The following is a 23,501-nucleotide window of genomic DNA, read 5'->3' as shown; positions in this document are numbered from 1 at the left end:
CGCTCGCGGTCCATGGCCCATAGCCCGACGCGTCCAGGCGCCTCGTTTGGGCGCGTTCTGCCACCTGCGACCTAAGAAAGCGCCAGGCTTACCAGTTCGTCGCATAGTTCGGCGTACGACATCCCCGTCGCGGCCCACATCATCGGGAACATCGACTTGGGGGTGAATCCGGGCATGGTGTTCAGCTCGTTCACCAGGAACCCGCGTCCGTCGGCCTCGTAGAAGAAATCGACCCGGGCGAGGCCGCGGCATTCGAGCACTTCGAACACCTTGCATGCCATGGCCCGGACTATTGCCGCCTCGGACTCGTGCAGGTTGGCCGGGACGACCAATTCGGTGGCGTCGTCCCGATACTTGGCGTCGTACGTGTACCAGCCGTCCTTGACGACGATCTCCCCCGGTACCGAAGCGCGAGGCCCCTCGAGCACCGCCACCTCGATCTCGCGTCCGTTGACCTCCTTCTCGACAAGCACCTTGCTCCCGTGACGGAGGGCGTCGTCGATGGCGTCCTTGAGGCTCCCGTGATCGTCGGCGCGTGAGATCCCCACCGATGAACCCAGGTTGGCGGGCTTGACGAAGACCGGGAAGCCGAGGTCGTCGGCGACGCCACCCACCACCGCTGAGGGATCATCGAGGTAGGCGGACCTGCGCACGACGACGTAGTCGGCAATCGCCAGCCCGGCATCCCGGCAGAGTCGGTTCGCCACATCCTTGTCCATGGCCACGGCCGATCCCAGCACACCTGACCCGACATAGGGCAGCGACGCCATCTCGAACAACCCCTGGATCGTCCCGTCCTCTCCGAAAGGGCCGTGCAGCACGGGAAAGGCAACATCGATCTCGATGGCAAGCCCATCGGCCAAGAGGCGGCCACCAGGGACCTCGAGGGATGCGTGCGGCCCCTCGGCGCTCAACGGCCGGGTCGCCGGGTCGGCGAGGTGCCAGATGCCGTCGCGGTCGATTCCCACGGCAGTAACGGCATGGCCGCGGCTCTCCAGCGCCTGGAGGGTCGAAACTGCCGAAACGCACGAAACCTCATGTTCCTCGGAACGTCCGCCGAAGAAGAGGGCTACTCGAGCCATATTTGGAGATCCTGCCGTGAGCGTGCCTGCCGAAGTGTATCGACGACCCTTGGGGTTCAATGGTCACCGGGCCACATCCGTGGTTGCTGCTGAGAGCCGCGGTCATACCAATCCGGTCGAGGCGGCGCGAGCCATCGCCGGGGCGATCGCGGCGGTAACCGGCGCTTCCAGCGTGGCGATCGTCGCCGGCGGCGCAGTAGTCGCAGTGCACCGTGACGGCCACGACCTGGCCCCGCTCTCCCCCAGCGCCTCGGCCGCGATCCAGAGCGATCCTTCGAACACCGTGATCGTGCCCCTGCCCGCCGAAGCGCTCCCCTCGCCCGCCAGCCTGGTGGTGGTCGGCGCGGATCCGGCCTCTGATCACGAAACCCTGGCCGAGATCGCCGCGCTTGGCATCGACATGGCCGCGCTGGCTGCAGCCACCCAGAAGGCAATCCGATCCGCCGCTCTCAAGGACGAGTTCGTCGCCCACGTGAGCCACGAGCTGCGGGCCCCCCTGACCACGATCGTCGGAGCACTGCAAACCCTCGAACGCCTCGACCCGGCAGACCCCAAGGCCGACTCGCTACAGATCTCGGTGCGCGAGGGCGCTTCCCGCCTCCGCCATCTGGTCGAGGACCTGCTCGTCGCCACCAAGATCAATGGGGGTCGCCTGCCGATCCGCCCGCAACTCACCGACGTGGTGGAGGTCGTGGAGCAAGCCGTTGCCGACGTGCCGGGGGCGGCCGGAGTCGACGTTCGCGCCGTAGGACACATCCCCAAGGTCGACACCGACGAGGACCATCTCCGCCGCATCGTCACCAACCTGGTCGACAACGCCGTCCGCCACGGAGACCGACCGGCAGTGGTCATCGAGGCGTCAGGGTCGGGCGCTCTCGTCGAGGTCACCGACCACGGCCCGGGACTGCCGCCGATCGTTGCCCTCGATCCGTTCTCCGGGGACCACCAATCCGAAACGGGGCTCGGCCTCGGCTTACGGATCGCCGGGGGCTTGGCCTCCGCCGTCGGCGCCAAGTTGAGCCACCACGCCACTCCTGGTGGAGGGGCAACGTTCGTCCTCGAGCTTCCCGCGGAAGCCGACTCCTAGGACTCGCCGGTTCCGCCGGCAGCGATGGCGTGAAACCCGCCGTCGACGTGCACTACCTCGCCGGTCGTCATCGGCGCCCAGTCACTGAGCAGGACACCGATCATCCGGGCAACCGGCTCCGGGTCGCCGACATCCCAGGTGAGGGGCGCCCGTTCGGCCCAGACTTCTTGGAACTTGGCGAACCCGGGGATCGACTTGGCGGCCACGGTCCCCAACGGGCCGGCCGATACCGCATTCACCCGAATGCCGTGCTGGCCCAGGTCGCGAGCGAGGTACCGGGTCACCGCCACCAGCGCCGCCTTGGCGACCCCCATCCAGTCATAGGCGGGCCACGCCTGGGTGTTGTCGAAGTCGAGGGTGACCAGCGCGCCGCCCCCGGCCTTCTGCATGAGCGGCAGCAGTCCGACGGCGAGGGTCTTGTACGAGAACGCCGAAGTTAGAAACGCGGTCGAAGCACTCTCCGCCGGGGTCGTGAGGAAGCGGCCCCCGAGGGCATCCTCCGGGGCAAAGGCGATGGCATGGAGCGCGCCGTCGACGGACCCCCACCGCTTGTCGAGGTCGGCGACCAGGGCCTCCATGTGGGCCGGGTCGTTGATGTCGAGTTCGATCACGTCGGGCGGGTCGGGGAGGCGCTTGGCCGACCGCTCCGTGAGGCTCATCCCCCGCCCGAAGCCGGTGAGGACGATCGAGGCGCCCTGCTCCTGGGCGATCCGGGCCGAGTGCCACGCAATCGAGTCGTCAGTGAGCACCCCGGTGATCAGCAGCCGCTTGCCGTCCAAGAGCACGGAATCTCCCCCTCCGGTGTGTCAGGGCATGGTATCGGAGCGGGCGGGTGGCCTCGCTCCGCTCGGCCCGCAATTGGCAATTAGTAAGACCCGACCAACCACGTTCGGGATTTTGCACCCGGTCTGGCCGGAGCGGGAGCCGTAGCCGGAGCGGCTCTTCCTGGTGACTGGCGACTGGCGACTACTAGACGTTGGCCCAGGCCCGCAAACCCAGACCCATCACGAAGAGGAGGAGCAGGCCGTACGCCAAAGCGGGGCGCTTGGCGAGTTGGGACCGGTAGATGTAGGCGAAGGTGAAGGTGAAGAGGATCACGAAGCCGTAGAACAGGTGGAAGTCGTCGTCGGGCCGGATCCCCTGGCCGTAGAGGGCGAACCCGAGGCCCACCTGGACCAGCATCGCTCCGATCGCCACCCACGTGGCCACCTTGAACCAGCGTCCCGGTGCCTTCTTGGCAATCGCCGCCGCCAGGCCCCAGAGTCCGACGAGCCCTGTAGCGATCACCGCGACAAAGAACCATTTCGAGTGAAGACCGCGCATGGGGGTGATGGTAGGTAGGAGAGCACCGCGACCCGCGTCCAGGCCAATTACCAATTGCCGCCCGCCGTCAGGCGGGCTTGGTCACATCCGCCACCGTCGCCGCGAAGTGTCGGATCAGGTCGGCGGCGTCGAGGTGGATGGCTACTCCATGGGCTCCTCCTCCGAGCGAGGCAAGCCCTTCGATCGTGGCGTCGGCGATCACCGGCAGGGCCGTCTTCGATCCGAACGGCGTGATCGTCCCCGGGCGATACCCGGTCACCTCGAATGCCTCCTCCGCCTCGGCCAGGGACATCCGCGAGACGCCGGCGAGCTTACGCAGCTTCGCCCAGTCGATCACCCGATCGCCGGGCACCAGGACCATCAAGTGGTCACCCTCGGCCCTCCGCACGACGATCGACTTGAGCACCCGGCGCACCTCTACGCCGCGCTTCTCGGCCGCCTCCTCCACGGAATTGACCCGGCCGTACTCGACCACCTCATGGGCGACTCCTGAGTCAGCGGCGGCCCGGGTCGCCGGCGTGTCGGTCACCCTTCGAGGAGCAGGTCGGAGTAGCGCTCCCGGACCACCTTCTTGTCGAACTTGCCGGTACCGGTCTTCGGCAACTCGTCGGCGAAGTCAATCCGATCGGGCAGCCACCACTTGGCGACCCGGCCTTCGAGATGAGCCAGCAACTCCTCGGCGGTGACCTCCGCGCCGGGGCGGCGGACCACCAGGGCGAGCGGGCGCTCCTGCCACTTGATGTGCTTGACCCCGATCACCGCCGCCTCGGCGACTCCGGGGTGAGCCATCAGCTCCCGCTCGAGGTCGAGGGAGGAGATCCACTCGCCACCCGACTTGATCACATCCTTGGCCCGGTCGGTGATCACGATGTAACCCTCCGTGGTGATCTTGCAGACATCGCCGGTGCGCAGCCAACCGTCGACGAAGGAGTTGGGCGACCGGGGGTCCCGGTAGTACTCGGCGGCGATCCACGGGCCCCGGATCAGCAGCTCGCCGAACGCCACCCCGTCCCAGGGAAGTTCCTCGCCCGCCTCGTCGACGATCTTGATCTGCAGGCCAGGAGCGGGCAGGCCGGCGGTCTCGAGACGATCGAGTTTGCCGTCGAGCGACAGGCCATTGTGCTCAGGCAGCAGCATCGCCGCCGACGCCACCGGGTTGGTCTCCGTCATCCCCCAGCCCTGCTGTACCCGGATTCCGCGTTCCCGCTCGAACCACTCGACCAGGGCCCGCGGCACCGCTGACCCGCCCGACAGCAGCATGCGAATGCTCTCCAGCCGCTTCTCCGGATGGTCCATCAGGTACTGCTGTACCCCCAGCCAAACCGTGGGCACCCCTGGCGAAAACGTGACCTTCTCGGATTCGAACAGATCGACGAGACCGCTTGGGCTGTAGTCCGGCCCGGGATACACCAGCCCGGCCCCGGCCGTCACCGCCGTGAACGGATAGCCCCAAGCGGCGGCGTGAAACATCGGGACCACAGGGAGGATGGTGTCCTCCGGCCCGATGTGGAGCATCGCCAGGCCCGAGATGGTGTGCAGGTAGGTGGACCGCTGGGTGTAGGCCACCCCCTTGGGGTTGCCCGTGGTGCCCGAGGTGTAACAGAGCATCATCGGCGAGCGTTCGTCGAGCAGCGGCCACTGCCCCCAGGGTTCGGCATCGGCGATCAGGTCCTCGTAGGAGATAAACCCGAGAGGTGAGTCGGGTGCCTCGCCTCCCATGACCACGAAATGCTCCACGGAGGTGAGTTCGGGGGCGAACCGCTCCACCAGGGGCACCAGGTCGATGTCGACGAACAACGCCTTGTCGCCGGCGTGGTTGACGATGTACGACAACTGGTCGGCGAAGAGCCTGATGTTCAGCGTGTGGCAAACCCGCCCGGTGTTGGCGGTGGCCCAGTAGAGCTCGTGGTGGCGGTGGTTGTTCCAGGCGAAGGTGCCCACCGCGTCGCCCTGGTCCACCCCGAGCCCGGCCAACGCGGTGGCGAGCCGGCGCACCCGCCCGTCGGTCTCGGAATATGTGGTGCGGGTGCGGGCCAGGTCGTGGCCCACCGAGACGATCTTCCTGTCGGGATGGATGCGCACCGACCGGTCGTAGAGGGTCGAGAGAAGCAGCGGGAAATCATCCATCATGTGCATTTCGTAAACCTATCGGACGGGTTCAGCCGACGACGCATGTACCGGGCGAAGAGCGAAAGGCAAAACCCGGTCCGAGGCGTTCTCGTTAGGTCTGGTCGCGGAGGAGTTTTGCCTTCTGGCGGTCGTACTCGTCCTGGGTGATCAGGCCCTCCTTGAGGAGTGCGCCAAATCGCTCCAACTGGGCCACCGTGTCGGTCTCCTCGATGCCGTCCCTCCCCAGGCTCTTCGCCCGCAGTTCGCGCAGGCGGTAGACGAGGCTCTGGAACGCCTCAGGCTGGGGGATGTCGTTGAAGTTCGACTGGGCGTTCTCGCCGGCCGACTCGATCAGCAGGTCGCCGGAGCGCAGAATCCGCTCGAGGATCGACTGCGAGAACGACATGTGGTTGATGTTCTCAAGCGGGATCTCCGTGCCGGCGCGGGAGAGGATCCCGCTGCGCCGGATGATGCGCTCGTTGGTCACTATGTAGTGGGTGAACCACCAGGCAATGAAGGGGTAGAGGCCCAACTTCAGGAATGCCAGGAGAACGATTCCGGTCACGGCCCAGTCGAAGGTGCTGTTGTCGGGCGGGTAACGCCAGGTGAGGAAGATCAGCGCGGCGAACAGCAGCGTCCACGCGAATGGGATGAAGAGCAGTCGCCAATGCGGGCGGAACTCCCGGACTACGGACTCGCCCTCGGTCAGAAACTTTTCGGGGTAGGACATGTGCCAAGAGTAGGCGCGGGCAGGGGCCTGGTGACGGGCCGGCGGGCCGGAATGTCAGACTGAGCGCATAGAGAAGCCTCCCGGGATGATCGCCCCGGCGGCATCGACCGATTGCTACGGCGCAGATTCGATGGAGTTCGCCCCCAGAACGCGGAAAACCCCGAGGGAGTCTTGGCCGAAGCCTCCACCCTCTCGGGGTTGTTCCGATCGAAGCGCTCCTTGCGAATCGCTCCTGTCCCTGACCTCGAACCGAAGTTCGGTGTCAAAGCCGGCCCGGCGACCGCACCGTACCTTTCGGCCGATGCGACCCTCCCGAAGGAGCTAGGTCGGAAGCCGCCGCCTGCCGTTACCGGCTCTTGGCATCCCCGCATCGCTGCTTGGACAAGTGGGACAGTACGTGCCACCCCCACCGAGCGCAAGCCAGAACGCTATATGGATTTCGCGTCTCAGCCGGAGTTTTCGCGGGCAATTCCAGTCTCCAGTCACTGGAGACTGGAATCTGGAGACTGGAGAGACTGGAGACTGGAGACTCCAAAAAGGTGGAACCCCGAGAAAGCTTTGGCCGAAGCCGCAGCCCTCTCGGGGCTCCATGTCCCCCCGTTGAGCAAACCCTTGCGGGCTGCTCCCCAGGGGGAACCGACCGGTGTTGCCACCGCCCGGCACCCTCCTGCTGGACCGAAGCCCAGCGGTGGGCCGTGGCCCCGTGGCGCCGAAGTGAGCCCGAAGACCCTCTCCGGCGACCCCTTGCGGGGTGGTCCCCGGGGCCGCCTCCCGTGTTTCCTTTCGGATCCTCGGGAAGAACTGGGGGCACCATACGACCTTGCCCACGACGCGGGCAACCGAAACTGCTATCTCGTTTTCGCGTGCCTACCCGAGTTTTCGCGCGGGATTCCGGTGGCGTGCGGCAGTTCTAATGTCCCGCGCCGCGATGGACCGCCTCCTCACCCCCCACTTCGTGGCCGCGTGGCTGGTAAGCCTCGTGTCGGGCCTCGCCTTCTTTCTGTTCGTCCACTTCCCCCGGTTCCTCGAGGGGGTGGGGGCGAGCAAGGTCGAGATCGGGTTGGTGGTCGCGGCGACGGCGCTCAGCGCACTGGCGGCCCGCCCCCTCCTCGGCCGGGAACTCGACCGGCGCGGCCGGCGGCCGGTGCTGTTGCTCGGCGGCGCGGTGAATGTCTGCGTCCTCGGCCTCTACCTCACGGTGACGTCGCTCGGACCGTGGCTCTACACCATCCGGATCATCCATGGCTTCGGGGTGGCGCTGGCGTTCACTGCCATCCACACGATCGCCGCCGACCTGGTTCCCGAAAGGAAGCGGACCCAGGGCCTCGCCCTTTTCGGAGTGTCAGGGCTACTACCGATCGCGCTGGGCGGAGTGCTCGGCGAGTTCGTGCTCGATCGTTGGGACTTCGACGGCCTCTTCCTGACTTCCCTCGGCCTCAGCGTGATCGGACTGGCGCTCTCCACCCGGATTCCCGAATCGTGCGTTCCCATGGGCAAGGACGGGGCGGTGTCCTTCTTGCGCCCCCTGAAGCAGCCCAACCTCCGCCCGCTGTGGTGGCTCACCCTGGTATTCGCCCTGTCGTTGACCGCCTACTTCACCTTCCTGCGCACGTTCGTGGATGAGACGGGGATCGGGACCGTCGCCGGCTTCTTCGCTGCCTATGCCGGCACCGCGATGTCGTTGCGGCTCGTCGGTGGATGGCTGCCGGACAAGATCGGCCCCAAGCGAGTGCTGTACCCGGCGATGTTGGTCTTCGCCACCGGTTTCGTCCTGCTGGCGACGGCCAGCGACGGCGGATCGATTCTGCTGGCCGGAGCGTTCTGCGGAGCGGGGCACGCCTATGCGTTCCCAATCCTGTACTCGCTGGCGTTCACCCGGGCTGCCTCCACCGACCGGGGGTCCGCGTCGGCGATCTTCACCGGCCTGTTCGACATGGGGGCCCTCATCGGCGGTCCGATGTTCGGGGCCCTGGTGACCTGGTTCGGCTACTCGTCGATGTTCCTCATCGCCGCCGTTTGGGTGACGGTCGGGTCGCTCGTCTTCAGCCTCCTGGAAGGCGACATCGGACCCCGCAAGCAGCTCCGAACTACATCTGTGTCAGTCGGGTGACGTATAGTCCCGAGGCATGGGACTGGAGACATTGAGTCCGAGCCGGGCAAGCGATTTCAAGACCTGCCCCCAGCTCTTCAAATTCCGAGCGATCGACCGCCTGCCTGAACCGACCACGGTCTATCAGGCACGAGGCACCACGGCTCACCTCGCTCTGCAACGGCTGTTCGACCTACCCGCCGCAGGCCGAACGCCCGAAGTGCTCTTCGATCTGTTCCGCGTCGCTTGGGCCGAGGTGCGGATGGGCGAATACGAGGGCCTGTTCGAGACGACCGAGGAGGAACGAGCCTGGGGGATCGAGAGTCTCGCCCTGTTGGCCAACTACTTCTCGATCGAGGACCCCACCTCGTTCGATCCCATCGATCGCGAACTCGACATGCTCGAGGATCTCGAAGGCATCACCATCCGGGGAATCCTCGACCGGATGGAGGAGACCGCCGATGGCCGGCTGGTGATCACCGACTACAAGACGGGAAAGGCGCCCCCCGAGCGATACGCCCTTCCGGCATTCTTCGCTCTCAAGATCTATGCGCTGTTGATCCGCCGCAAGACCGGGCGCACTCCCGACGAGATCCAGCTGATGTACTTGAACGGGCCGACGGTGTACCGGATCCCGGTGAACGACGCCCAACTGGACGCGATGGACCGTCAACTGCGAGCGCTCTGGTCCGCGATCGACAAGGCCATCGACGAAGAACGGTTCCCCCCACGGGTCAGCCGCCTCTGCGACTGGTGCTCGTTCCAATCGATCTGCCCCGCATGGGCGGGCACGGAGGTCGCGGCCAAGGCATTGGCGGCGGCAGGCCAATAGAGGCGTAGCCCCGGCCTACGGAAAGACGCCGCGGGCCAGTTTGGCCTCGGCGACTCGGCGAATCCCCTTGATGAGGGCGGCGGTGCGCAGGTCGGTGTTGTGCTTCGTCGCCACCGACGACACTTCGTCGTAAGCCCGGCTCATGATCTCGCGCAGCCGCCCCACGATCTCCGACTCCGACCAGAAGTAGTTCTGCAGGTCCTGGACCCATTCGAAGTAGGAGACGGTCACGCCACCGGCGTTGGCGAGGATGTCGGGGATCACCAGCACCCCCCGGTCTCTGAGAATGTCGTCGGCGGCGAGAGTGGTCGGCCCGTTGGCGCCTTCCATGATCATCTTCGCCTTCACATCCCCGGCGTTGGCCTCGGTGATCACTCCCCCGGTGGCGCACGGCATCAGCACGTCGCAGTCGATGGCGAGGATCTCCTCGTTGGTGATGCGGTCGCCACCGCCGTTGTAACCCTCGAGGGTCCGGTTCTTGTCGACATAGGCCATCGCCTCGTCGATATCGAGCCCATTTCCGTTGTGGGCCCCGCCGGAGATGTCGGAGATCGCAACCACCTTGGTGCCGAGTTGGTGGGCGGCCACTGCCGCATAGCGGCCGACATTCCCGAATCCATGGACGGAGACGCGCGCTCCTTCCACGGTGAGACCGATCTGTTGGGCGGCCACCGGCAAAAGGCTGACCATTCCCCGACCAGTCGCCTCGCGACGAGCGACTGAACCGCCGAGCGCCGGGGGCTTACCAGTGACGACCGCCGGCACGGCGTGGCCCTTCTGCTGGCTGTAGGTGTCCATGATCCACGCCATGGTCTGCTCGTCGGTACCCATGTCGGGGGCGGGGATGTCCTTGTTGGGGCCGATGAAGTCGATGATCTCGGCGGTGTACCGGCGGGTGACGCGTTGCTTCTCCGACCGGCTGAGGGTGAGCGGATCCACTCGCACCCCACCCTTGGCCCCGCCGAACGGCAGGCCGACGATGGCGCACTTCCACGTCATCAGCATCGCCAGGGCGGCGACCTCACCGAGGTTCACGTCGGGGGAGTAACGGATGCCGCCCTTGGTGGGACCCATCGTGAGGAGATGCTGAACCCGGTACCCGAACAGGCTCTCGACGTCCGAGTAGTCGTCCCGCCGATACGGGAAGGTGACGATGATCGATCGCTGTGGCACTCGGAGCCGTTCGGCGATGTTGTCGTCGAGGCCGGTCATCTCGGCGACCCGGTCGAACTGGTGCAACGCTTCTTGGTAGAGCGGTGAGTCCCACTCGCGCAGACCCTCACCGACGAACTTCTGCTCCATGGTCCTCTTTCCAGCAGAATGGCGGGAAGTCCAATCTAACGGGTCGAAGGGGGCCGCCAGCTTGACCGTCACGATCTACACCGTCGGTCATGGACGCGAGCCGTTCGAGAGGATTGCGGCCCTTCTCCGTGAGGCCGGAGTCAGCACTCTGATCGACATCCGCTCGGCTCCGTACAGCACCCACGCGCCCGACTTCGCCCGCCCCCTTCTCGACCAAATGTGCGCCGACGCGGGTATCGGCTATCGATTTCTCGGCCGCCAGCTCGGGGGCCGGCCCACCCACCCCTCCCTGCAAGGGCCCGATGGTCTGCCGGACCCCGCCCGCATCGCCGCCACCCCCGGCTTCGCCGCCGACCTCGGCCTGCTCCTCGAAATCGCCGCAGGCGGACCCGTCGCCATCCTCTGCGCCGAGGAGGACCCAGCCAACTGCCACCGGTCCACCCTCATCACCCCCGCCTTGCTCGACCGCGGCGCCCGGGTCCTCCACCTCCGCCACGACGGCACCACCCAGATGCATCAGGAGCCACTGGGAATCTGAGAGCCATCCGCCATCCTCCATCCTCCATCCGCAAGATCCGACCTGACCCCGTCGAGTGCGATCACCCGTTCTTGCGTTATTGCGAATTGCGGGGGCCGAGCGAAGCGAAGGGCCCCCGCGTGTCACACCTAACCGTTACCTTCACATCGTGCGTGAACTGCTTGTAGAGCCGGAGGGCTGGGATGCGGCGATTGCCGATACCGAGGGCCCTCAGTTGGTGGTCGCCGGGCCGGGAGCCGGCAAGACCGAGTTCCTGGCGCGCCGGGCGCGCCATCTGATCGCCTCGGGCGTCGCCCCGGAACAGGTGCTCCTGCTGTCATTCTCCCGACGTGGTGCAGCCGAGCTCCGCTCCCGAGTCGTCGCCGGGATCGAGCGGTCGCTCACTGTCGTCCCGGCCATGACTTTCCACGCGCTGGCGATGCGGGTGGTCGAAGCACACGGATCTGCCGGCGACTGGGCAACCGCCCCCCAGATCCTCACCGGCCCCGAGCATGTGGCGTTGATCTCGGAGTTGCTCGCCGCCGAGGACGCGAGCGACTGGCCGCTGCCCTTCCGCACGATGCTCGGTTCGCGCAGCTTCGCCGACGAGGTCACCGATTTCATGCAACGGGCATCCGAGCGGCTGATGGGGCCCGACGAGATCGCCGCCAGGGGCCGGGCTGACTGGCGGGCGCTCCCCGCCTTCTTCCGCAGGTACCGCGTCGCGCTGCTCGAACGCGACCGCATCGACTACGGCACCCTCCAGGCCGAGGCGGTCCGTCTGCTGGAGGCACCGTCGGTACGCGAAGCGATCGCGGCGGCGTTTCAGTACGTCCTCGTCGACGAGTATCAGGACACGACCGTTGCCCAGGCGCGCATGGTCGAGCGAATCTGCCAGCCGCACGGAAATGTCACGGCCGCGGGCGATCCCTATCAGTCGATCTACTCGTTCCGGGGCGCCGAGCTGTCGAATGTCGCCGCCTTCCCCGAACGGTTTCGAGGCGCCGACGGCGAACCGGCACGGCGCATAGTCCTCACCACCTCATTCCGGGTACCCCGGGCGATCCTCGACGCCGCGGTGCGAGTTACGGCGGGGGCAGGCCTGCCGGGAGCGGCCGGCCCGGTGGTGCCCGCCCCGGGGGATGGCTCGGTGGAGACCTACGCCTTCGACCAGGCGTCCAATGAAGCGGAGTGGATCGCCTCCGAGCTGCAGCGAGTCCACCTTCGCGACAACATCCCCTATCTACGCATGGCGGTGGTGGTGCGCTCGAAGCGGCGCTTCCTCCCCGAGCTGTCCCGGGCCCTCGACCGCCGCCGGATTCCCCACGACCCCCCCGACGCCCGGCTCGTCGATCACCCCGCCATCCGCCCGGTCCTCGATCTGGTCGCCGCCGTCGCCCGGCCCGAGCCCGAACGCTCCAATTCGCTGCGCCGGGTGCTGCTCGGCCCGATGGTCGGCCTCACCCTGTCGGCGGCCCGCGACCTGGAGCGGATCGCGATGCGGGACGATTGGTTGACCGCGGTGACCGGCAGCCCGGCGGCGGCCCCACTCGTCCCCTTCCTCAAGATCAGCGACTGGGCGACGAAACAGCCCGCCGCCGACGGGTTCTGGGAGCTGTGGACGCGGCTCCCCCATTTCGAACGAGTTGTCGCCGAACCGGCCCGGTCCGACGACCGGGCAGCGCTCGCCTCGTTCGCCCAGGCCCTCGACCGGCTGCGCGAACGCAACCCACGCGCCTCGCTCGTCGACTACGCAGCGGTGGTCGACAGCGAGGACTTCGAGGCACAACCCCTCCTCGAGTACCGGGAGCACGGCGTCGACCGCGTCGCCCTCACCACGCTCCACCAGGCCAAGGGGTTGGAGTTCGACGTGGTCATCGTCGCCGACGCCCGCGAAGGGGTGCTCCCCGACCTGCGCACACGCGACTCGCTGCTCGGCGCCCGCCATCTGTCGCCCAACCAGGGTGAGGACGATGCCGGCTACCTGCGGTTCCGGCTGCAGGAGGAAATGCGGCTCGTTTACACCGCCATGTGTCGTGCCCGCCTGCGGGTGGTCTTCACCTGCACGGTCGCCCCCAACGAGGGCACCTCGGGTAATCCGAGCCGGGTGCTCCCCCTCGTGGCGGGGTCCTCGATGGAGGAGGCTTCACAGCCGCCGCCGCCCTGGGTCGACCCCACCACACCGCTCGAGGCCGAGGCCTGGCTGCGGCGACAGGTGCGCGACCCGCTGCTCCCTGCGGCGACCCGGCTTGCCGCTCTGGCGGCCCTCACCGACGAAGCCGAGTGGCACCCCCGGCCCCCATCAGAGTTCGCCGGGATCCTCGATCGAGGTCCCGACCATGGGCTGGTCTCCCCCGGGATGTCGCTCTCGCCGAGCGCCGCCGACGCCTACATCTCGTGCCCCCGGAAGTATGTGTTCAGCCGGTTGCTCCACGTCGACGACGGCGGCTCGGTGTACCAGGAACTCGGATCGGTGCTCCACCGTGTCTTCGAGCTTGCGGAGGAAGGCGCTCGCAAGCAAGGGGCCGACCACGCCGACCTGGCGACTGCCTTGCGGATCCTCGACGAGGAGTTCGACCCCGTGGCCTTCGGCTCCGAGGCATGGGCCGAGGCGTGGAAGGCACGGGCGGTGCGGATCGCCACCAAGCTCTACGAGGCCTGGCCGGGCCAGGGTCCCGCCGTGAGCCTGGAGCAGCGGGTCACCCACGAGGTCGACGGCGTCACCTGGTCGGGTCGGGTCGACCGGATCGAGCGCCGGCCCGATGGCCGTTGGATCATCGACTACAAGACCGGCACCACAGTGCCCGGCGTGCCCGCGGCAGCCCAGTCGGTCCAGTTGGGCTTCTATGCCCTCGCCACCGACTCATCCGACGACCCGGTGGGCGGCGCCGAATTGTGGTTCCCGGCCACCAGGGCCAAGAGCGTCACCACCCGCAGGTTCGATCTCGCCAACCTCCCTCTGGTCGAAACAGCGATGGCCGACGCGCAGCGAGGAATTTTCGGCGAAGACTGGACCCCCATCCCCGGGCCTGCTTGCGATGGATGCGCCGTCCGCTCCGTATGCCCCGAATGGCCCGAGGGCCGGGAGGCATTCGCCTCATGAAGCCCACGGCCGAGCAGCAGAAGATCATCGAGCATCCGCTCGAACCCGTCCGGGTCACCGCCGGCGCCGGCACCGGCAAGACGACCACGATGGCCCTACGTCTCGCCCACCTGGTGCGGGAGAATGGCCTCGAACCGGAACAGGCGCTCGGGATCACCTTCACCCACAAGGCGGCGGGAGAGCTGGCATCGCGGCTGCGGGAGTACCTACCGGAAATGGCCGCACATGGACGCGAGGTGGAGGTCGCCACCTACCACGGCTTCGCCCATGGTCTGCTGCGCGAGTTCGGCCCGATGGTGGGGGTGCCCCGTGGGGTCCAGGTGATAACGCCGGGGTATGTCCGCCAGCTGCTGCGCGACTCCCTCGGGGCAAAGCCACGAACCCACCTCGACCTGACGATTCCCGGGAGTCGGGTCGCCGAGTTGGTGACGCTGTCGTCTTCGATCGGCGATCACCTGGCGGCCGTCGATCTCGTCCGAGAGCACCTCACTGGCGACGCCGCGGTCGATGGCCCCCGACTCGAGTTGGTCGAGGTCATCGCCGATTATCAAGCGCGCAAGGACCGCCTCGGCGTCCTCGACTATGCCGACCTCGTGGTCCGGGCTCACCGGCTGCTCACCGAAGTGCCCGAGGTGGCCGCCCGGGTACGCGACCGCTACCGCGTCGTCCTGCTCGATGAGTATCAGGACACGAACCCCGGGCAGCGCGAGATGCTGCGGGCAATCTTCGGGGGCGGCTTCCCGGTGACCGCGGTGGGCGACTCCGACCAGACGATCTACGAATGGCGCGGAGCATCGCCCGCCAACTTCAACCGATTCCCCGAACACTTCCCGCTGGCATCCGGAGAGCCGTCGCCATCGCTCGACCTGTCCACCAACTGGCGCTCGGCCGTGTCGATCATCGATGTCGCCAACGCGGTGCGCGGCCGGATCGTCACGCGCAGCCCGCTGGACAGGCTGAATCCGCGCCCGAATGCTCCCGAGGGCAGTGTGCGCACCCACTGGCTCCACTCGGCGGTCGAGGAGGCTCGCTGGATCGCCGCCGAGGCCGAATGGCTCCACGAGGGCGGCCTGGCGTGGAGTGACATCGCCGTGCTGTTTCGCAAGCACCGCCAGATGGGTCTGGTGCGCGAAGCACTGGAGCACCGCGGTATCCCGGTGGAGGTGGCGTCGCTCGGCGGACTACTCGAGGTGCCCGAGGTGGCCGATCTGCACGCATGGTTACGGATCCTCGGCAAGCCTGACGATGCCCCCGCCCTCATCAGGTTGCTGCTCGGCGCCTCCTATCGGCTCGGACTCGGGGATCTCGCCCCACTCGCCGCCTGGGTACGCGCCCGCTCGCGGCCCCGCGACGAGGATTCGCCGATCGGCTGGGCGATCCTCGAGGCGATCGACGACCTCGAGTCCGTCGATGGCCTCTCCCCCGAAGCCCGCCGCCGCCTGGAAGGGTTCCGTTCCCGCTACCGGGATCTGCTCGAGATCGCCCAGGGGGTGAGCCTGGTGGAACTGAGCCGGCGGGTGCTCGACCGTACCGGCGCCTGGCCCGAGGTCGATGCCCTCGATGGTGCCGCCCGCCTGTCAGCCCGCCTCAACCTCTACCGGTTCCTCGACCTCGCCGAGGAGTGGAGCCCGCTCGAAGGCGCCCCTTCGCTGCAGGCGTTCTTGGAGCACCTCGAGGTGCTCCAAGACGAAAACACCTCCGACGAACTCGATACCGCCCGCATCAGCTCCGAGGATGCGGTGGTCCTCATAACGGTCCATCGGGCCAAAGGCCTGGAGTGGCCGGCGGTGTTCCTCCCCGCGCTCTGCAAGGGCACCTTCCCGTCCGGGATACGAAGCTACGAAGACCCCCGCTCCAAACCCGAGGTGATGCCGCGCGAGTTGCGGCTAGACGCCTCTGACCTCCCTCATCTCGGCGAGGATCCCGACGAACGCAAGGCGGCGTTGCTGGGGGCGCATTCCGATCAGGAGTGGCGCACCGCCTATGTCGCAGTGACCCGAGCCCGGGACGTCCTCATCGCCACCGGGGCCTTCTGGTACACCGAGAAGACGGCCAAGGAGCGGAGCGAGCTGTTTGCGGTGATCGACCAACTGGCCAATCCGGCTCCCGGTCGCTGCGAGGAGCCGGGCGATCCGCCCGTCACCCTGCGTTTCGACTCCGAGCGCGCCGCCGAGCCCGATCCGCTCTTCGCCGATGGCTGGCGGTCGGCATTGGCCACCGCGGTCACCGACCGTTCGACCGTGCGCAATCTGGCCAAGGAGGCGGGGGTGAGCGTGGCATACGATGCGGCAGTGGACCAGCTTCAGCTCAAGCTCGACGGCTTGCCCACCCCAGGCGACACATCACCCACAGACCCGCCGTTTCGCACTTCGGTCACCGGCCTGGTCACCCTCGCCGGCTGCCCTCTCCGCTTCTACTGGACCGAGGTCGAGCGCCTGCCTCGCAAGCCCACGCCTGCGGCCCGACGCGGGGTCGAGGTCCACCGAAAGATCGAGCTCCACAACCGGGGCACGGTGGCGTTCGACGAGGCCGACGAGACCTTCTACGACGCCGTCGACGGATACGAGGGGCCGGTCACCTCGGCATACGACAAGTTCCTCGCCTCCCGCTTCGCCGACCGCCTGCCGCTGCTCGTAGAGGCCCCGTTCGACCTGCTGGTCGAAGGGGTGAGGGTCGCCGGCCGTATCGACGCCGTCTACGAGGATGAGCCCGGGTCGTGGGAGGTCGTCGACTTCAAGTCCGGTAGGCCGAGCGACGATCCGGCGCGCCGTGTTCAGCTGGAGGCCTACGCAGTCGCCGCCGAGGAAGCGGGGTTCAGCGGAGGTCGGGCCCCCGACAAGACCCGGGTGACTTTCGCCTACCTCGGCGGTGACGCCATCGTCGAGCAGTCGGAGGTCGTCGACCGAGAGTGGCTCGCGGGTGCCCGCACTCATCTCGCCGAACTCGTCGGGGTGGCCACGGGCGACGTGTTTCCGGCCGCCCCGTCGGCGGCATGCCGCAACTGCGACTTCAACCGGTTCTGCGAACCCGGCACTGCATGGCTGGCGGCCAACGCATGACCTGGGCGCTGCTCCTCGGTTACCTCATCGGCAGCATCCCCACCGCCGACCTCGTCGGAAGACTCCGGGGCGTCGACCTGCGGACGGCCGGTACTGGCAATCCAGGGACCGCCAACGCCCTCCGCGTGGTCGGGCGGGCGGCGGCAGTGACGATCCTGCTCCTCGATCTGCTCAAAGGCGCCGGGGCGGCGATTTTCGGGCTGGCCCAGGGGGGTGACTCGACCGCCGTGGCGGCGGCGGTGGCCGCGGTGGCCGGGCAGGTGCTCAACCCGTGGTTCGGCTTCCGTGGTGGGAAAGGTCTCGGGGTCACCGGCGGAGCCGCGCTCGTGATATGGCCGGTGGGGGTTGCAGTCGTGCTGCCGGTCATTGCGCTCGGCGCAGTGGCCTTCCGGGCCGCGGTAGGTGCCGCCCTCGGCATCCTCTCATTCTTCCTCTTCAGCCTTCTGTGGGCCAACGAAGGATGGACGACATTGTGGGGTATTGCCCCTGACGACACGCTGGTGTGGTTCACGATCGGGATCGGCGTCCTCACCCTCCCCAAGTTCGTCGACGACCTCCTCGGCCGCGGGACCTAGAGCACCCGCCCGGCAGAGGTCTGCAGCGGAATCGTCACCGGGCCGTCGTTCACCAGCTCGACCTCCATGTGCGCCCCGAACCTCCCGAGGCTCACGGGGATGCCCTCGGCGGCGATGGTCGATGCGAACAACTCGACCAGTTGCTCGGCGATCACCGGCTCGGCGGCACCCACGAACGATGGCCGGCGGCCGCGACGGACGTCGGCGAGCAACGTGAACTGACTCACCACCAGCACCGAACCTCCCGCCTCTCCCACCGACCGGTTCATCTTCCCGTCTGCGTCGGGGAACACTCGGAGGGTCGCCACCTTCTCGGCAAGTGCCACCGCATCCGGGTCCCCATCGTCGGTGCCGACCCCGACAAGAACGAGCAGCCCGCGGTCGATCGAGGCGATCGGCAGGCCGTCGACCGTGACCGATGCTCGAGTGACTCGCTGTACCACGGCTCGCATTCATCGGGAGCCTAAGGGCGTGCGCGGATAGGTCGCGGATCCCATCAACTCTCGGCTTGCGGCAAGCCGAGAGTTGATCCCGGGGCGAGCCTATCCGCGCACGCCCTTAGGGGGTTTACCCCCCGGGGCACGGTCGAGCGCACTCTTCTTGCATCCACTTCACGAATCCCGAACACGCGCGGTCGACATTGACGATGGCAACCAGCAAAAGGAGGTAGCCATGCGTAAGCGAATGATCGTCGTGGTGGCGTTGATCCTCTCGGTGCTCTCGGTGAGCGGCGCGGCCTTCGCGCTCGACACCACGAGCGACGAGGTCACGATCGACGGCACCGGCAAGCTCAGCGCCCACGGCGTAGGCAACGTCGCCATTGAGGGGGCGGGCTGGGTGAAGATCAAGATGAATGGCGACATCACCATCGTGGACAACGCCGGTGACGCTTCCATCCGGATCCGACCCTTCGGCCACCACTGGGAGCGCTCCGACGACACCACCGTGGTCCTCGAGGACTTCAAGGGCGTGATCGTCGTGAGGGGTTCGGACTTCACGATCGAAGCCGAAGGCAGGTTCCGTCGAATCTTCGCCAAGGGCACCGGTGTCGCGTTCCTCCAAGGACGAGGCTGGTACCGGGCCACCGGCGGGTACTTCGGAACCTGGACACCCGGCGGAGTGCGAGTGAACTACTCGCTGTAGATCGTCAGGGAAGCGATGAGGGTGGGGCGGGCGAAAGCCCGCCCCACCCTCGCCAGCGTACGGGTGTCATTCGGGGCCGACACCCCCTGGAACCAGGGCTTCCCGGCCATCGTCTAACCCGGCGTGATTCGCATCGGCGGGTTGATTCTCGGTCTCGTCCTCGGCGCAGCGTGCACCGGCAGCGCCGGACCTTCAGGAGTAGAAGGGATCCTTCGCGAGGTCGGCGGCCCCGCAGGTCTCCTCGACCGCCCGGTGGCTGGCACCGTCGCCATCTATACCTATACCGGCCAGGGCCATCAGCACGAAATCTATCGACTACCCGGAGCGGAACCCCTCATGAAGGTCCCGGCAGATTCGATGGGCCAGTTCCACGCTGATCTGCCCCCTGGCGCATACCTTCTGACGGCGGTGATGCGCGGTGGCACCGTCTGCTCTGCTCAGCAGGTCCTCATAGAGCCAGACGACTTTCTCTCCGTCGTGATCACCTGCGCTGCCTAATGGACCCTCCGGGTCAGACGGGTTTTCACCCCCACCCGGGTCAGGGCCGTCGGCCGCCGAGCAAGCGGCTCCGCAAACTTGCTTGAGACCCCGTCTGGACGATTGGAGGGGCCAGGAAGCGAAAGGCCACCGGACTGATGACGGCGGACACCGCCACAAGCATGATCGCCCCCGCCCTCAGCCCCGTAGACAGCAGCCCGAGGTCGAGGCCGAAGTCGGCCAGGGCGATGATCACAGACAGCTGTCCCGCGAGGATGAACCCCGAAGCCAGCGCCTCCCGGGCGGAGAACCGTCGCAGCATCAGCAGCATCGACGGAACCAGCTTCACGACGAAGGCGATCACCACGAGCGAGAGCGCCTGGCCGAGAATCGCCGGATCGCGCAACTCGTCGAGCGGGAATGCGATCCCGACATTGATGAAGAAGATCGGGATGAAAAAGCCGTAGGCGAAGCCGTTGAGCTGTTCCTCGAGGCCCCCCGGCTCCCGGAACACAAACTTGAACACCGCTCCGGCGAGAAACGCCCCCAGGATCGCTTCGATCTCCAGGAGGGCCGACAGTCCGACGAAAACGAACAGGAGCGCCAACGTGGCGCGGGTACCCATCTCCGCAGGGTCATCGGACCGGAAGAGCCGCTCGAATCTCTCCGGGTGCCACCAGGCCGCCCGCCGCAGGACGACCAGAGCGACGAGCATCACGGCAAGCAACGCCGGGATCGAAAGCAGGTCGATCCCCAGGCCCTTCTCCACCACCACACTCAAGAAGACGATCCCGACGAGGCTCAGCACCTCGCCGAGGACGGCAGTGATCAGGATCATCTGGCCGACCCTCGTTCCGGTCCTCCGGGTGTCGCGCAGCGCCGGCACCACGAGGCCCAGCGCGGTCGCTCCGATGAGGAAGGTGACGAAGAGCCGCTGCTCCAGCGACTCGTGCTCGAGAAATCCTGCGCCGAAGAAGGCCGCGGCCACGAAGGCACCCACCAGTGCGAGACCGCTGACCAGCTGGGCCGGGCCCTGACGTTCCAGTCTGGTGAAGTCGATTTCGAACCCGGCGAGGAACATCAAGAGGAACAGGCCAAACTCGGCCAGAAAGCCGAGCAGCGGTTCGCTGGCGGCGATGATCCCGAATACTGGGCCAACGACGACCCCGAACCCGATTTCGAGCACGATGGCGGGAACCCGAATCCGCCCCGCTATCAGAGGGATGAGAAACGCCGCCGCCGCGATGGCGATCAGGGACACCGGAGTCGCAATGCCATGCGGGCTGCCCCCGCTCGACACCTCCACCCCGGCCGCCAGCGCGGAGAACATCAGCGCCGACTCGGCACCACAAGGGTGCTGATGTCGACTCGCAACACCAGATGCCCGACGATGCCCGGCGCCAACACCGTCGGCCTTCGGTCCGACGCGCCCAGCACCAACAGGTCGGCGCCGTCGACCTCTGACTCGATGACCCTCACCGGGTTGCCCTCCCGCAGCTGCCGGGCTACCTCGACCCCATGAACCGAGGCATCCTCCCGAATCCGAACCAGCGCCTTCACCGCTTCGTCACGTCCGTCGCTCCCGGTGATAAAGGTGGGAGGCACCACGGCCACCGCCTTGACCGAAGCCCTTCCCGCGGCCGCAAGGTCGATCGCGGCGCGAGCCGCGGCGGCGCCAGACGGGGTATTCCGGGCGGGGGCGACGATCCGCTGATATGGGTGAGTGCCGCGAGCGAACAACACCGGGCGGTTCCAATCGGCTGCGCGCCGCAGCATTCGTATGGCGCGGAACCTTCCGATGATGGAGGACGAGGGTGCGGGCACGACCACCAAACCGATGCTCTGTTCGAGTACCACCGCCCCGATCCGCTGTGATGGATCTCCAGCCACCGGGTGGAAGCGAACGTCCACGCTCGCAGCAGATCCCTTGATCTCATCCAGCATCGCCTCGACCTCGGCCGCTTCTGATTCTTCGCGGATTGCGCCGAGGTCGGGATGGGCCACCACCAGCTCCTCAGCCGGGCTGTTCCGGGTTATCTCGAGCGCCTCAGCGAGTACCTGGGATGCTTGGCTGACCGACCCGAAGGCGACCAGCACCCCCTTCCCGAAGTCGAGCGGGAACCGCGCCTCGCCCGCAGTGAACCGCCGCACGATGAGGCTGAAGTCGGCGGTAGCCCCGACCACCGTCACCAGATCGCCGGTCTGGATGACGGTCGAACCGTGCGGCACGATCAGCTCCTCACCTCGCAGTATCGCCGCCACCAGCCACGACTCCGAATGGATATCGCGCAATGCCATTCCCCGAACGGGGCTGTCGTCGGCGATGAAGAACTCGAGCGCCTCGGCGCGGCCGGCCGCAAATGCCGTCGACGAGATCCGCCGGGGTTCGAGGCTGATCTCCAACTGGCGGGCGGTGAGCGAATCGGGCGAGAAAGCCGGCACGCCGAGATCCCGGTAACGCGGGATCTGTTCGGGATCGGCGGCGATCGCCACGACCCGGATCAACCCGGCATCGAGGGCGAGTTGGCACACCTCGAGGTTCACCTCGTCGTCCCCGGATGCCGCCACCAGCGCATCGGCGTCGGTGTAGCGCGCCTTCTCCAGAACCACCCGGCTGGAGCCATCGCCCTCGATCACATCCACCTCACGGACGGCCTGGACGCGGGCGAGGAGTTCCGGATCGAGATCGATCACCGTCACGCTCCAGCGTTCACTGAGCCGCCGGAGCAGGTCCCGAGTAGCCCCCCGAGCACCGACGATGATTGCTCTCATTGCCCTCTCCAAAGACGACGCCGCTCAGGCGGGTCGGGACATTATGGCCGAGGCGAAAAGAGCCTTCCGCCTTCCGCCATCCGCCATCCGCCATCCGCCAGAGGGGACCAGGCTCCTTGTGTTCGTTTGGTCTGAGCGCCCCCCTCCCCAAGGAACCCAGAGGATTCCCGTACTCCCCCCTCCGGAGGGAGAAACGCGAGGGTCCTCCTCACACCGAGAAGCGCACCACCATTACGTCGCCTTCGGCGACCGGGTATTCCTTGCCTTCGAGTCGTATGAGCCCGCCGGCTTTCGCCTTGTCCCAGCCCCCGGATTCGATCACGGTTTCGATCGGGGCGACTTCGGCGCGGATGAACCCGCGCTCGAGGTCGGAGTGGATCTTGCCGGCCGCCTCTTTGGCCGAAGCGCCCGCGCGGACCGTCCAAGCGTGGGATTCCTTCGGTCCGACGGTGAAGAACGACAGCAGCCCGAGCGCCCGGTAGGTGGCCTGAACCATTCGGGCGAGCGCCCCCTCGCCGAGGCCGAGCCCTTCGTAGAGCTCCTGCCGGTCGGCAGGGTCGAGCCGGGCGGCCTCTTCCTCGAGCGCCGCACTCACCACCACGACCACGTCACCCGGCGGCACGGCCGCCTCCACCGCCGACTGCAGCTTCTCGGGCGCTTGATCCTCTCCGGCGTTGACGACCCACACGCATGGCTTGAGCGTCAACGGCGCAAGGTCCCGGAACGCGGCGAGCTCGCCTTCATCCCACACGCCCTCCCGTAGCGGTCTGCCGCCGACAAGCATCTCGGATCCCTTGGCAATAGCGGCGGCCGAACCCTTCTTGGATGCATCGGCCGTGGCCTCCTTCGCGGCCTTCCCGGCGCGGCGCTCGAACACCTCCGCGTCGGCGAGCACGAGTTCGAGCAGCAACGTCTCCGCCTGGACGACCGGGTCGGTACCGGATTCGGCGTCGGGGACCGACTCGTCCTCGAACGCCCGCAACACCACCGCCAGCGCATCCATCTCGCGCAGCCGCCCGACGAACTGGGCGGCGAAGGAGGAGCCGCCCGGCGACATCGCCGGCAGGTCGAGGAGGTCGAGGGTTGCGTGGACCACCTTCGCCGACGCCTCAACCACCGCGGCGCGCTCGAGGCGGTCGTCGGGGATCTTGGCCACACCGACATTGGGCTCGGTGGTGGAAAAGGGATGCGCAGCCGTGGGGGCGCCCAGTGCGGTGAGCGCGTTGAAGAGCGTCGTCTTTCCGACGTTGGGCAGTCCGATTAGGGCGAGGCGAGCCAAGAAGGGCGATGGTACCGAGGCA

Annotated in this window: 21 protein-coding genes; 9 read left to right on the top strand and 12 right to left on the bottom strand. The window is 67.3% G+C overall.

The features are described from left to right. Positions 1-71: 71 nt before the first annotated feature. The gene (locus tag WD184_10430; GenBank protein MEX0827151.1) at positions 72-1,082 is read right to left on the bottom strand and encodes a D-alanine--D-alanine ligase family protein; all 1,011 of its coding nucleotides are present in this window, start codon (positions 1,080-1,082) and stop codon (positions 72-74) included. A 16-nt stretch (positions 1,083-1,098) separates the two neighbouring features. Between WD184_10430 and WD184_10425 the strand changes: the two genes are divergently transcribed. Further along, positions 1,099-2,169, top strand: a complete 1,071-nt coding sequence (locus WD184_10425) for a HAMP domain-containing sensor histidine kinase (protein ID MEX0827150.1) — start codon at positions 1,099-1,101, stop codon at positions 2,167-2,169. On the opposite strand, the gene fabI is transcribed toward WD184_10425, so the two are convergent. The 5 genes from fabI to WD184_10400 all read right to left on the bottom strand — a co-directional run bounded on the left by fabI (position 2,166) and on the right by WD184_10400 (position 6,331). After that, the gene (gene fabI, locus WD184_10420) at positions 2,166-2,954 is read right to left on the bottom strand and encodes an enoyl-ACP reductase FabI (protein MEX0827149.1); all 789 of its coding nucleotides are present in this window, start codon (positions 2,952-2,954) and stop codon (positions 2,166-2,168) included. The two genes, WD184_10425 and fabI, sit on opposite strands and share 4 nt — an antisense overlap. Before the next feature lie 184 nt (positions 2,955-3,138). Then, a complete protein-coding gene (locus WD184_10415; protein MEX0827148.1) occupies positions 3,139-3,492 on the bottom strand; it encodes a hypothetical protein in 354 nt (117 codons plus the stop codon). A 67-nt stretch (positions 3,493-3,559) separates the two neighbouring features. Continuing rightward, positions 3,560-4,021 (bottom strand): YbaK/EbsC family protein, encoded by a 462-nt coding sequence (locus WD184_10410; protein MEX0827147.1) that lies wholly within the window; start codon positions 4,019-4,021, stop codon positions 3,560-3,562. Beyond that, positions 4,018-5,622 carry a long-chain fatty acid--CoA ligase gene (locus tag WD184_10405; protein ID MEX0827146.1) on the bottom strand — a complete coding sequence of 535 codons (1,605 nt, stop codon included), beginning with the start codon at positions 5,620-5,622 and terminating at the stop codon, positions 4,018-4,020. The genes WD184_10410 and WD184_10405 overlap by 4 nt, the downstream gene beginning before the upstream one ends. Positions 5,623-5,713: 91 nt before the next feature. Beyond that, positions 5,714-6,331, bottom strand: coding sequence for a PH domain-containing protein (locus WD184_10400; protein ID MEX0827145.1), 618 nt, complete (start codon positions 6,329-6,331; stop codon positions 5,714-5,716). Between the two features lie 928 nt (positions 6,332-7,259). Here WD184_10400 and WD184_10395 point away from each other — a divergent pair. Together WD184_10395 and WD184_10390 are read left to right on the top strand one after the other, a co-directional pair. Next, entirely contained in the window at positions 7,260-8,441 is a 1,182-nt protein-coding gene (locus WD184_10395) for an MFS transporter (protein MEX0827144.1), read from the top strand. A gap of 16 nt (positions 8,442-8,457) precedes the next feature. Next, positions 8,458-9,252 carry a PD-(D/E)XK nuclease family protein gene (locus WD184_10390; protein ID MEX0827143.1) on the top strand — a complete coding sequence of 265 codons (795 nt, stop codon included), beginning with the start codon at positions 8,458-8,460 and terminating at the stop codon, positions 9,250-9,252. A gap of 15 nt (positions 9,253-9,267) precedes the next feature. Here the strand turns inward: WD184_10390 and WD184_10385 are convergent, their stop codons facing one another. After that, positions 9,268-10,554 (bottom strand): Glu/Leu/Phe/Val dehydrogenase, encoded by a 1,287-nt coding sequence (locus WD184_10385; protein ID MEX0827142.1) that lies wholly within the window; start codon positions 10,552-10,554, stop codon positions 9,268-9,270. A 61-nt stretch (positions 10,555-10,615) separates the two neighbouring features. On the opposite strand from WD184_10385, the gene WD184_10380 reads away from it, so the two are divergent. The 4 genes from WD184_10380 to WD184_10365 all read left to right on the top strand — a co-directional run bounded on the left by WD184_10380 (position 10,616) and on the right by WD184_10365 (position 17,808). Beyond that, a complete protein-coding gene (locus WD184_10380) occupies positions 10,616-11,092 on the top strand; it encodes a DUF488 domain-containing protein (GenBank protein ID MEX0827141.1) in 477 nt (158 codons plus the stop codon). A gap of 148 nt (positions 11,093-11,240) precedes the next feature. Continuing rightward, entirely contained in the window at positions 11,241-14,174 is a 2,934-nt protein-coding gene (locus WD184_10375; protein MEX0827140.1) for an ATP-dependent DNA helicase, read from the top strand. Then, complete coding sequence (locus tag WD184_10370) at positions 14,171-17,233, top strand: ATP-dependent DNA helicase (protein MEX0827139.1); 3,063 nt, start codon at positions 14,171-14,173, stop codon at positions 17,231-17,233. Before WD184_10375 ends, WD184_10370 begins: the two co-directional genes overlap by 4 nt. After that, positions 17,230-17,808 (top strand): glycerol-3-phosphate acyltransferase, encoded by a 579-nt coding sequence (locus WD184_10365; GenBank protein ID MEX0827138.1) that lies wholly within the window; start codon positions 17,230-17,232, stop codon positions 17,806-17,808. Before WD184_10370 ends, WD184_10365 begins: the two co-directional genes overlap by 4 nt. On the opposite strand, the gene dtd is transcribed toward WD184_10365, so the two are convergent. After that, positions 17,805-18,260 carry a D-aminoacyl-tRNA deacylase gene (dtd, locus tag WD184_10360; GenBank protein ID MEX0827137.1) on the bottom strand — a complete coding sequence of 152 codons (456 nt, stop codon included), beginning with the start codon at positions 18,258-18,260 and terminating at the stop codon, positions 17,805-17,807. The genes WD184_10365 and dtd overlap by 4 nt on opposite strands. A gap of 220 nt (positions 18,261-18,480) precedes the next feature. On the opposite strand from dtd, the gene WD184_10355 reads away from it, so the two are divergent. Next, positions 18,481-18,951, top strand: a complete 471-nt coding sequence (locus tag WD184_10355; GenBank protein ID MEX0827136.1) for a hypothetical protein — start codon at positions 18,481-18,483, stop codon at positions 18,949-18,951. On the opposite strand, the gene WD184_10350 is transcribed toward WD184_10355, so the two are convergent. Beyond that, a complete protein-coding gene (locus WD184_10350; GenBank protein ID MEX0827135.1) occupies positions 18,939-19,061 on the bottom strand; it encodes a hypothetical protein in 123 nt (40 codons plus the stop codon). The genes WD184_10355 and WD184_10350 overlap by 13 nt on opposite strands. Positions 19,062-19,074: 13 nt before the next feature. Between WD184_10350 and WD184_10345 the strand changes: the two genes are divergently transcribed. Then, entirely contained in the window at positions 19,075-19,449 is a 375-nt protein-coding gene (locus WD184_10345) for a hypothetical protein (protein ID MEX0827134.1), read from the top strand. Between the two features lie 40 nt (positions 19,450-19,489). Here the strand turns inward: WD184_10345 and WD184_10340 are convergent, their stop codons facing one another. The 3 genes from WD184_10340 to ychF all read right to left on the bottom strand — a co-directional run bounded on the left by WD184_10340 (position 19,490) and on the right by ychF (position 23,479). After that, on the bottom strand, positions 19,490-20,758 hold the full coding sequence (locus WD184_10340) for a cation:proton antiporter (GenBank protein ID MEX0827133.1): 1,269 nt from the start codon (positions 20,756-20,758) through the stop codon (positions 19,490-19,492). Continuing rightward, positions 20,758-22,200, bottom strand: a complete 1,443-nt coding sequence (locus WD184_10335) for an NAD-binding protein (protein ID MEX0827132.1) — start codon at positions 22,198-22,200, stop codon at positions 20,758-20,760. The genes WD184_10340 and WD184_10335 overlap by 1 nt, the downstream gene beginning before the upstream one ends. 208 nt (positions 22,201-22,408) lie before the next feature. After that, the gene (gene ychF, locus WD184_10330) at positions 22,409-23,479 is read right to left on the bottom strand and encodes a redox-regulated ATPase YchF (protein MEX0827131.1); all 1,071 of its coding nucleotides are present in this window, start codon (positions 23,477-23,479) and stop codon (positions 22,409-22,411) included. Positions 23,480-23,501 lie beyond the last annotated feature (22 nt).

It is taken from the genome of Acidimicrobiia bacterium, from assembly GCA_040878325.1.
In the GTDB taxonomy this organism is placed as follows: Bacteria; Actinomycetota; Acidimicrobiia; order Spongiisociales; family UBA11373; genus JAUYIV01.
The sequence above is the reverse complement of the archived record's forward strand: the minus strand, read 5'-3'. Positions and strand labels throughout refer to the sequence as shown.

Excerpts from the sequence above, each read along its gene's own strand:
- dtd (MEX0827137.1), bottom strand. The coding sequence starts at position 18,260 with ATGCGAGCCGTGGTACAGCGAGTCACTCGAGCATCGGTCACGGTCGAC.
- WD184_10405 (MEX0827146.1), bottom strand. The coding sequence starts at position 5,622 with ATGATGGATGATTTCCCGCTGCTTCTCTCGACCCTCTACGACCGGTCG.
- WD184_10395 (MEX0827144.1), top strand. The coding sequence starts at position 7,260 with ATGGACCGCCTCCTCACCCCCCACTTCGTGGCCGCGTGGCTGGTAAGC.
- WD184_10385 (MEX0827142.1), bottom strand. The coding sequence starts at position 10,554 with ATGGAGCAGAAGTTCGTCGGTGAGGGTCTGCGCGAGTGGGACTCACCG.
- WD184_10365 (MEX0827138.1), top strand. The coding sequence starts at position 17,230 with ATGACCTGGGCGCTGCTCCTCGGTTACCTCATCGGCAGCATCCCCACC.
- WD184_10335 (MEX0827132.1), bottom strand. The coding sequence starts at position 22,200 with ATGAGAGCAATCATCGTCGGTGCTCGGGGGGCTACTCGGGACCTGCTC.
- WD184_10340 (MEX0827133.1), bottom strand. The coding sequence starts at position 20,758 with ATGTTCTCCGCGCTGGCGGCCGGGGTGGAGGTGTCGAGCGGGGGCAGC.
- WD184_10400 (MEX0827145.1), bottom strand. The coding sequence starts at position 6,331 with ATGTCCTACCCCGAAAAGTTTCTGACCGAGGGCGAGTCCGTAGTCCGG.
- WD184_10355 (MEX0827136.1), top strand. The coding sequence starts at position 18,481 with ATGCGTAAGCGAATGATCGTCGTGGTGGCGTTGATCCTCTCGGTGCTC.
- WD184_10390 (MEX0827143.1), top strand. The coding sequence starts at position 8,458 with ATGGGACTGGAGACATTGAGTCCGAGCCGGGCAAGCGATTTCAAGACC.
- WD184_10415 (MEX0827148.1), bottom strand. The coding sequence starts at position 3,492 with ATGCGCGGTCTTCACTCGAAATGGTTCTTTGTCGCGGTGATCGCTACA.
- WD184_10430 (MEX0827151.1), bottom strand. The coding sequence starts at position 1,082 with ATGGCTCGAGTAGCCCTCTTCTTCGGCGGACGTTCCGAGGAACATGAG.
- WD184_10350 (MEX0827135.1), bottom strand. The coding sequence starts at position 19,061 with ATGGCCGGGAAGCCCTGGTTCCAGGGGGTGTCGGCCCCGAATGACACC.
- WD184_10370 (MEX0827139.1), top strand. The coding sequence starts at position 14,171 with ATGAAGCCCACGGCCGAGCAGCAGAAGATCATCGAGCATCCGCTCGAA.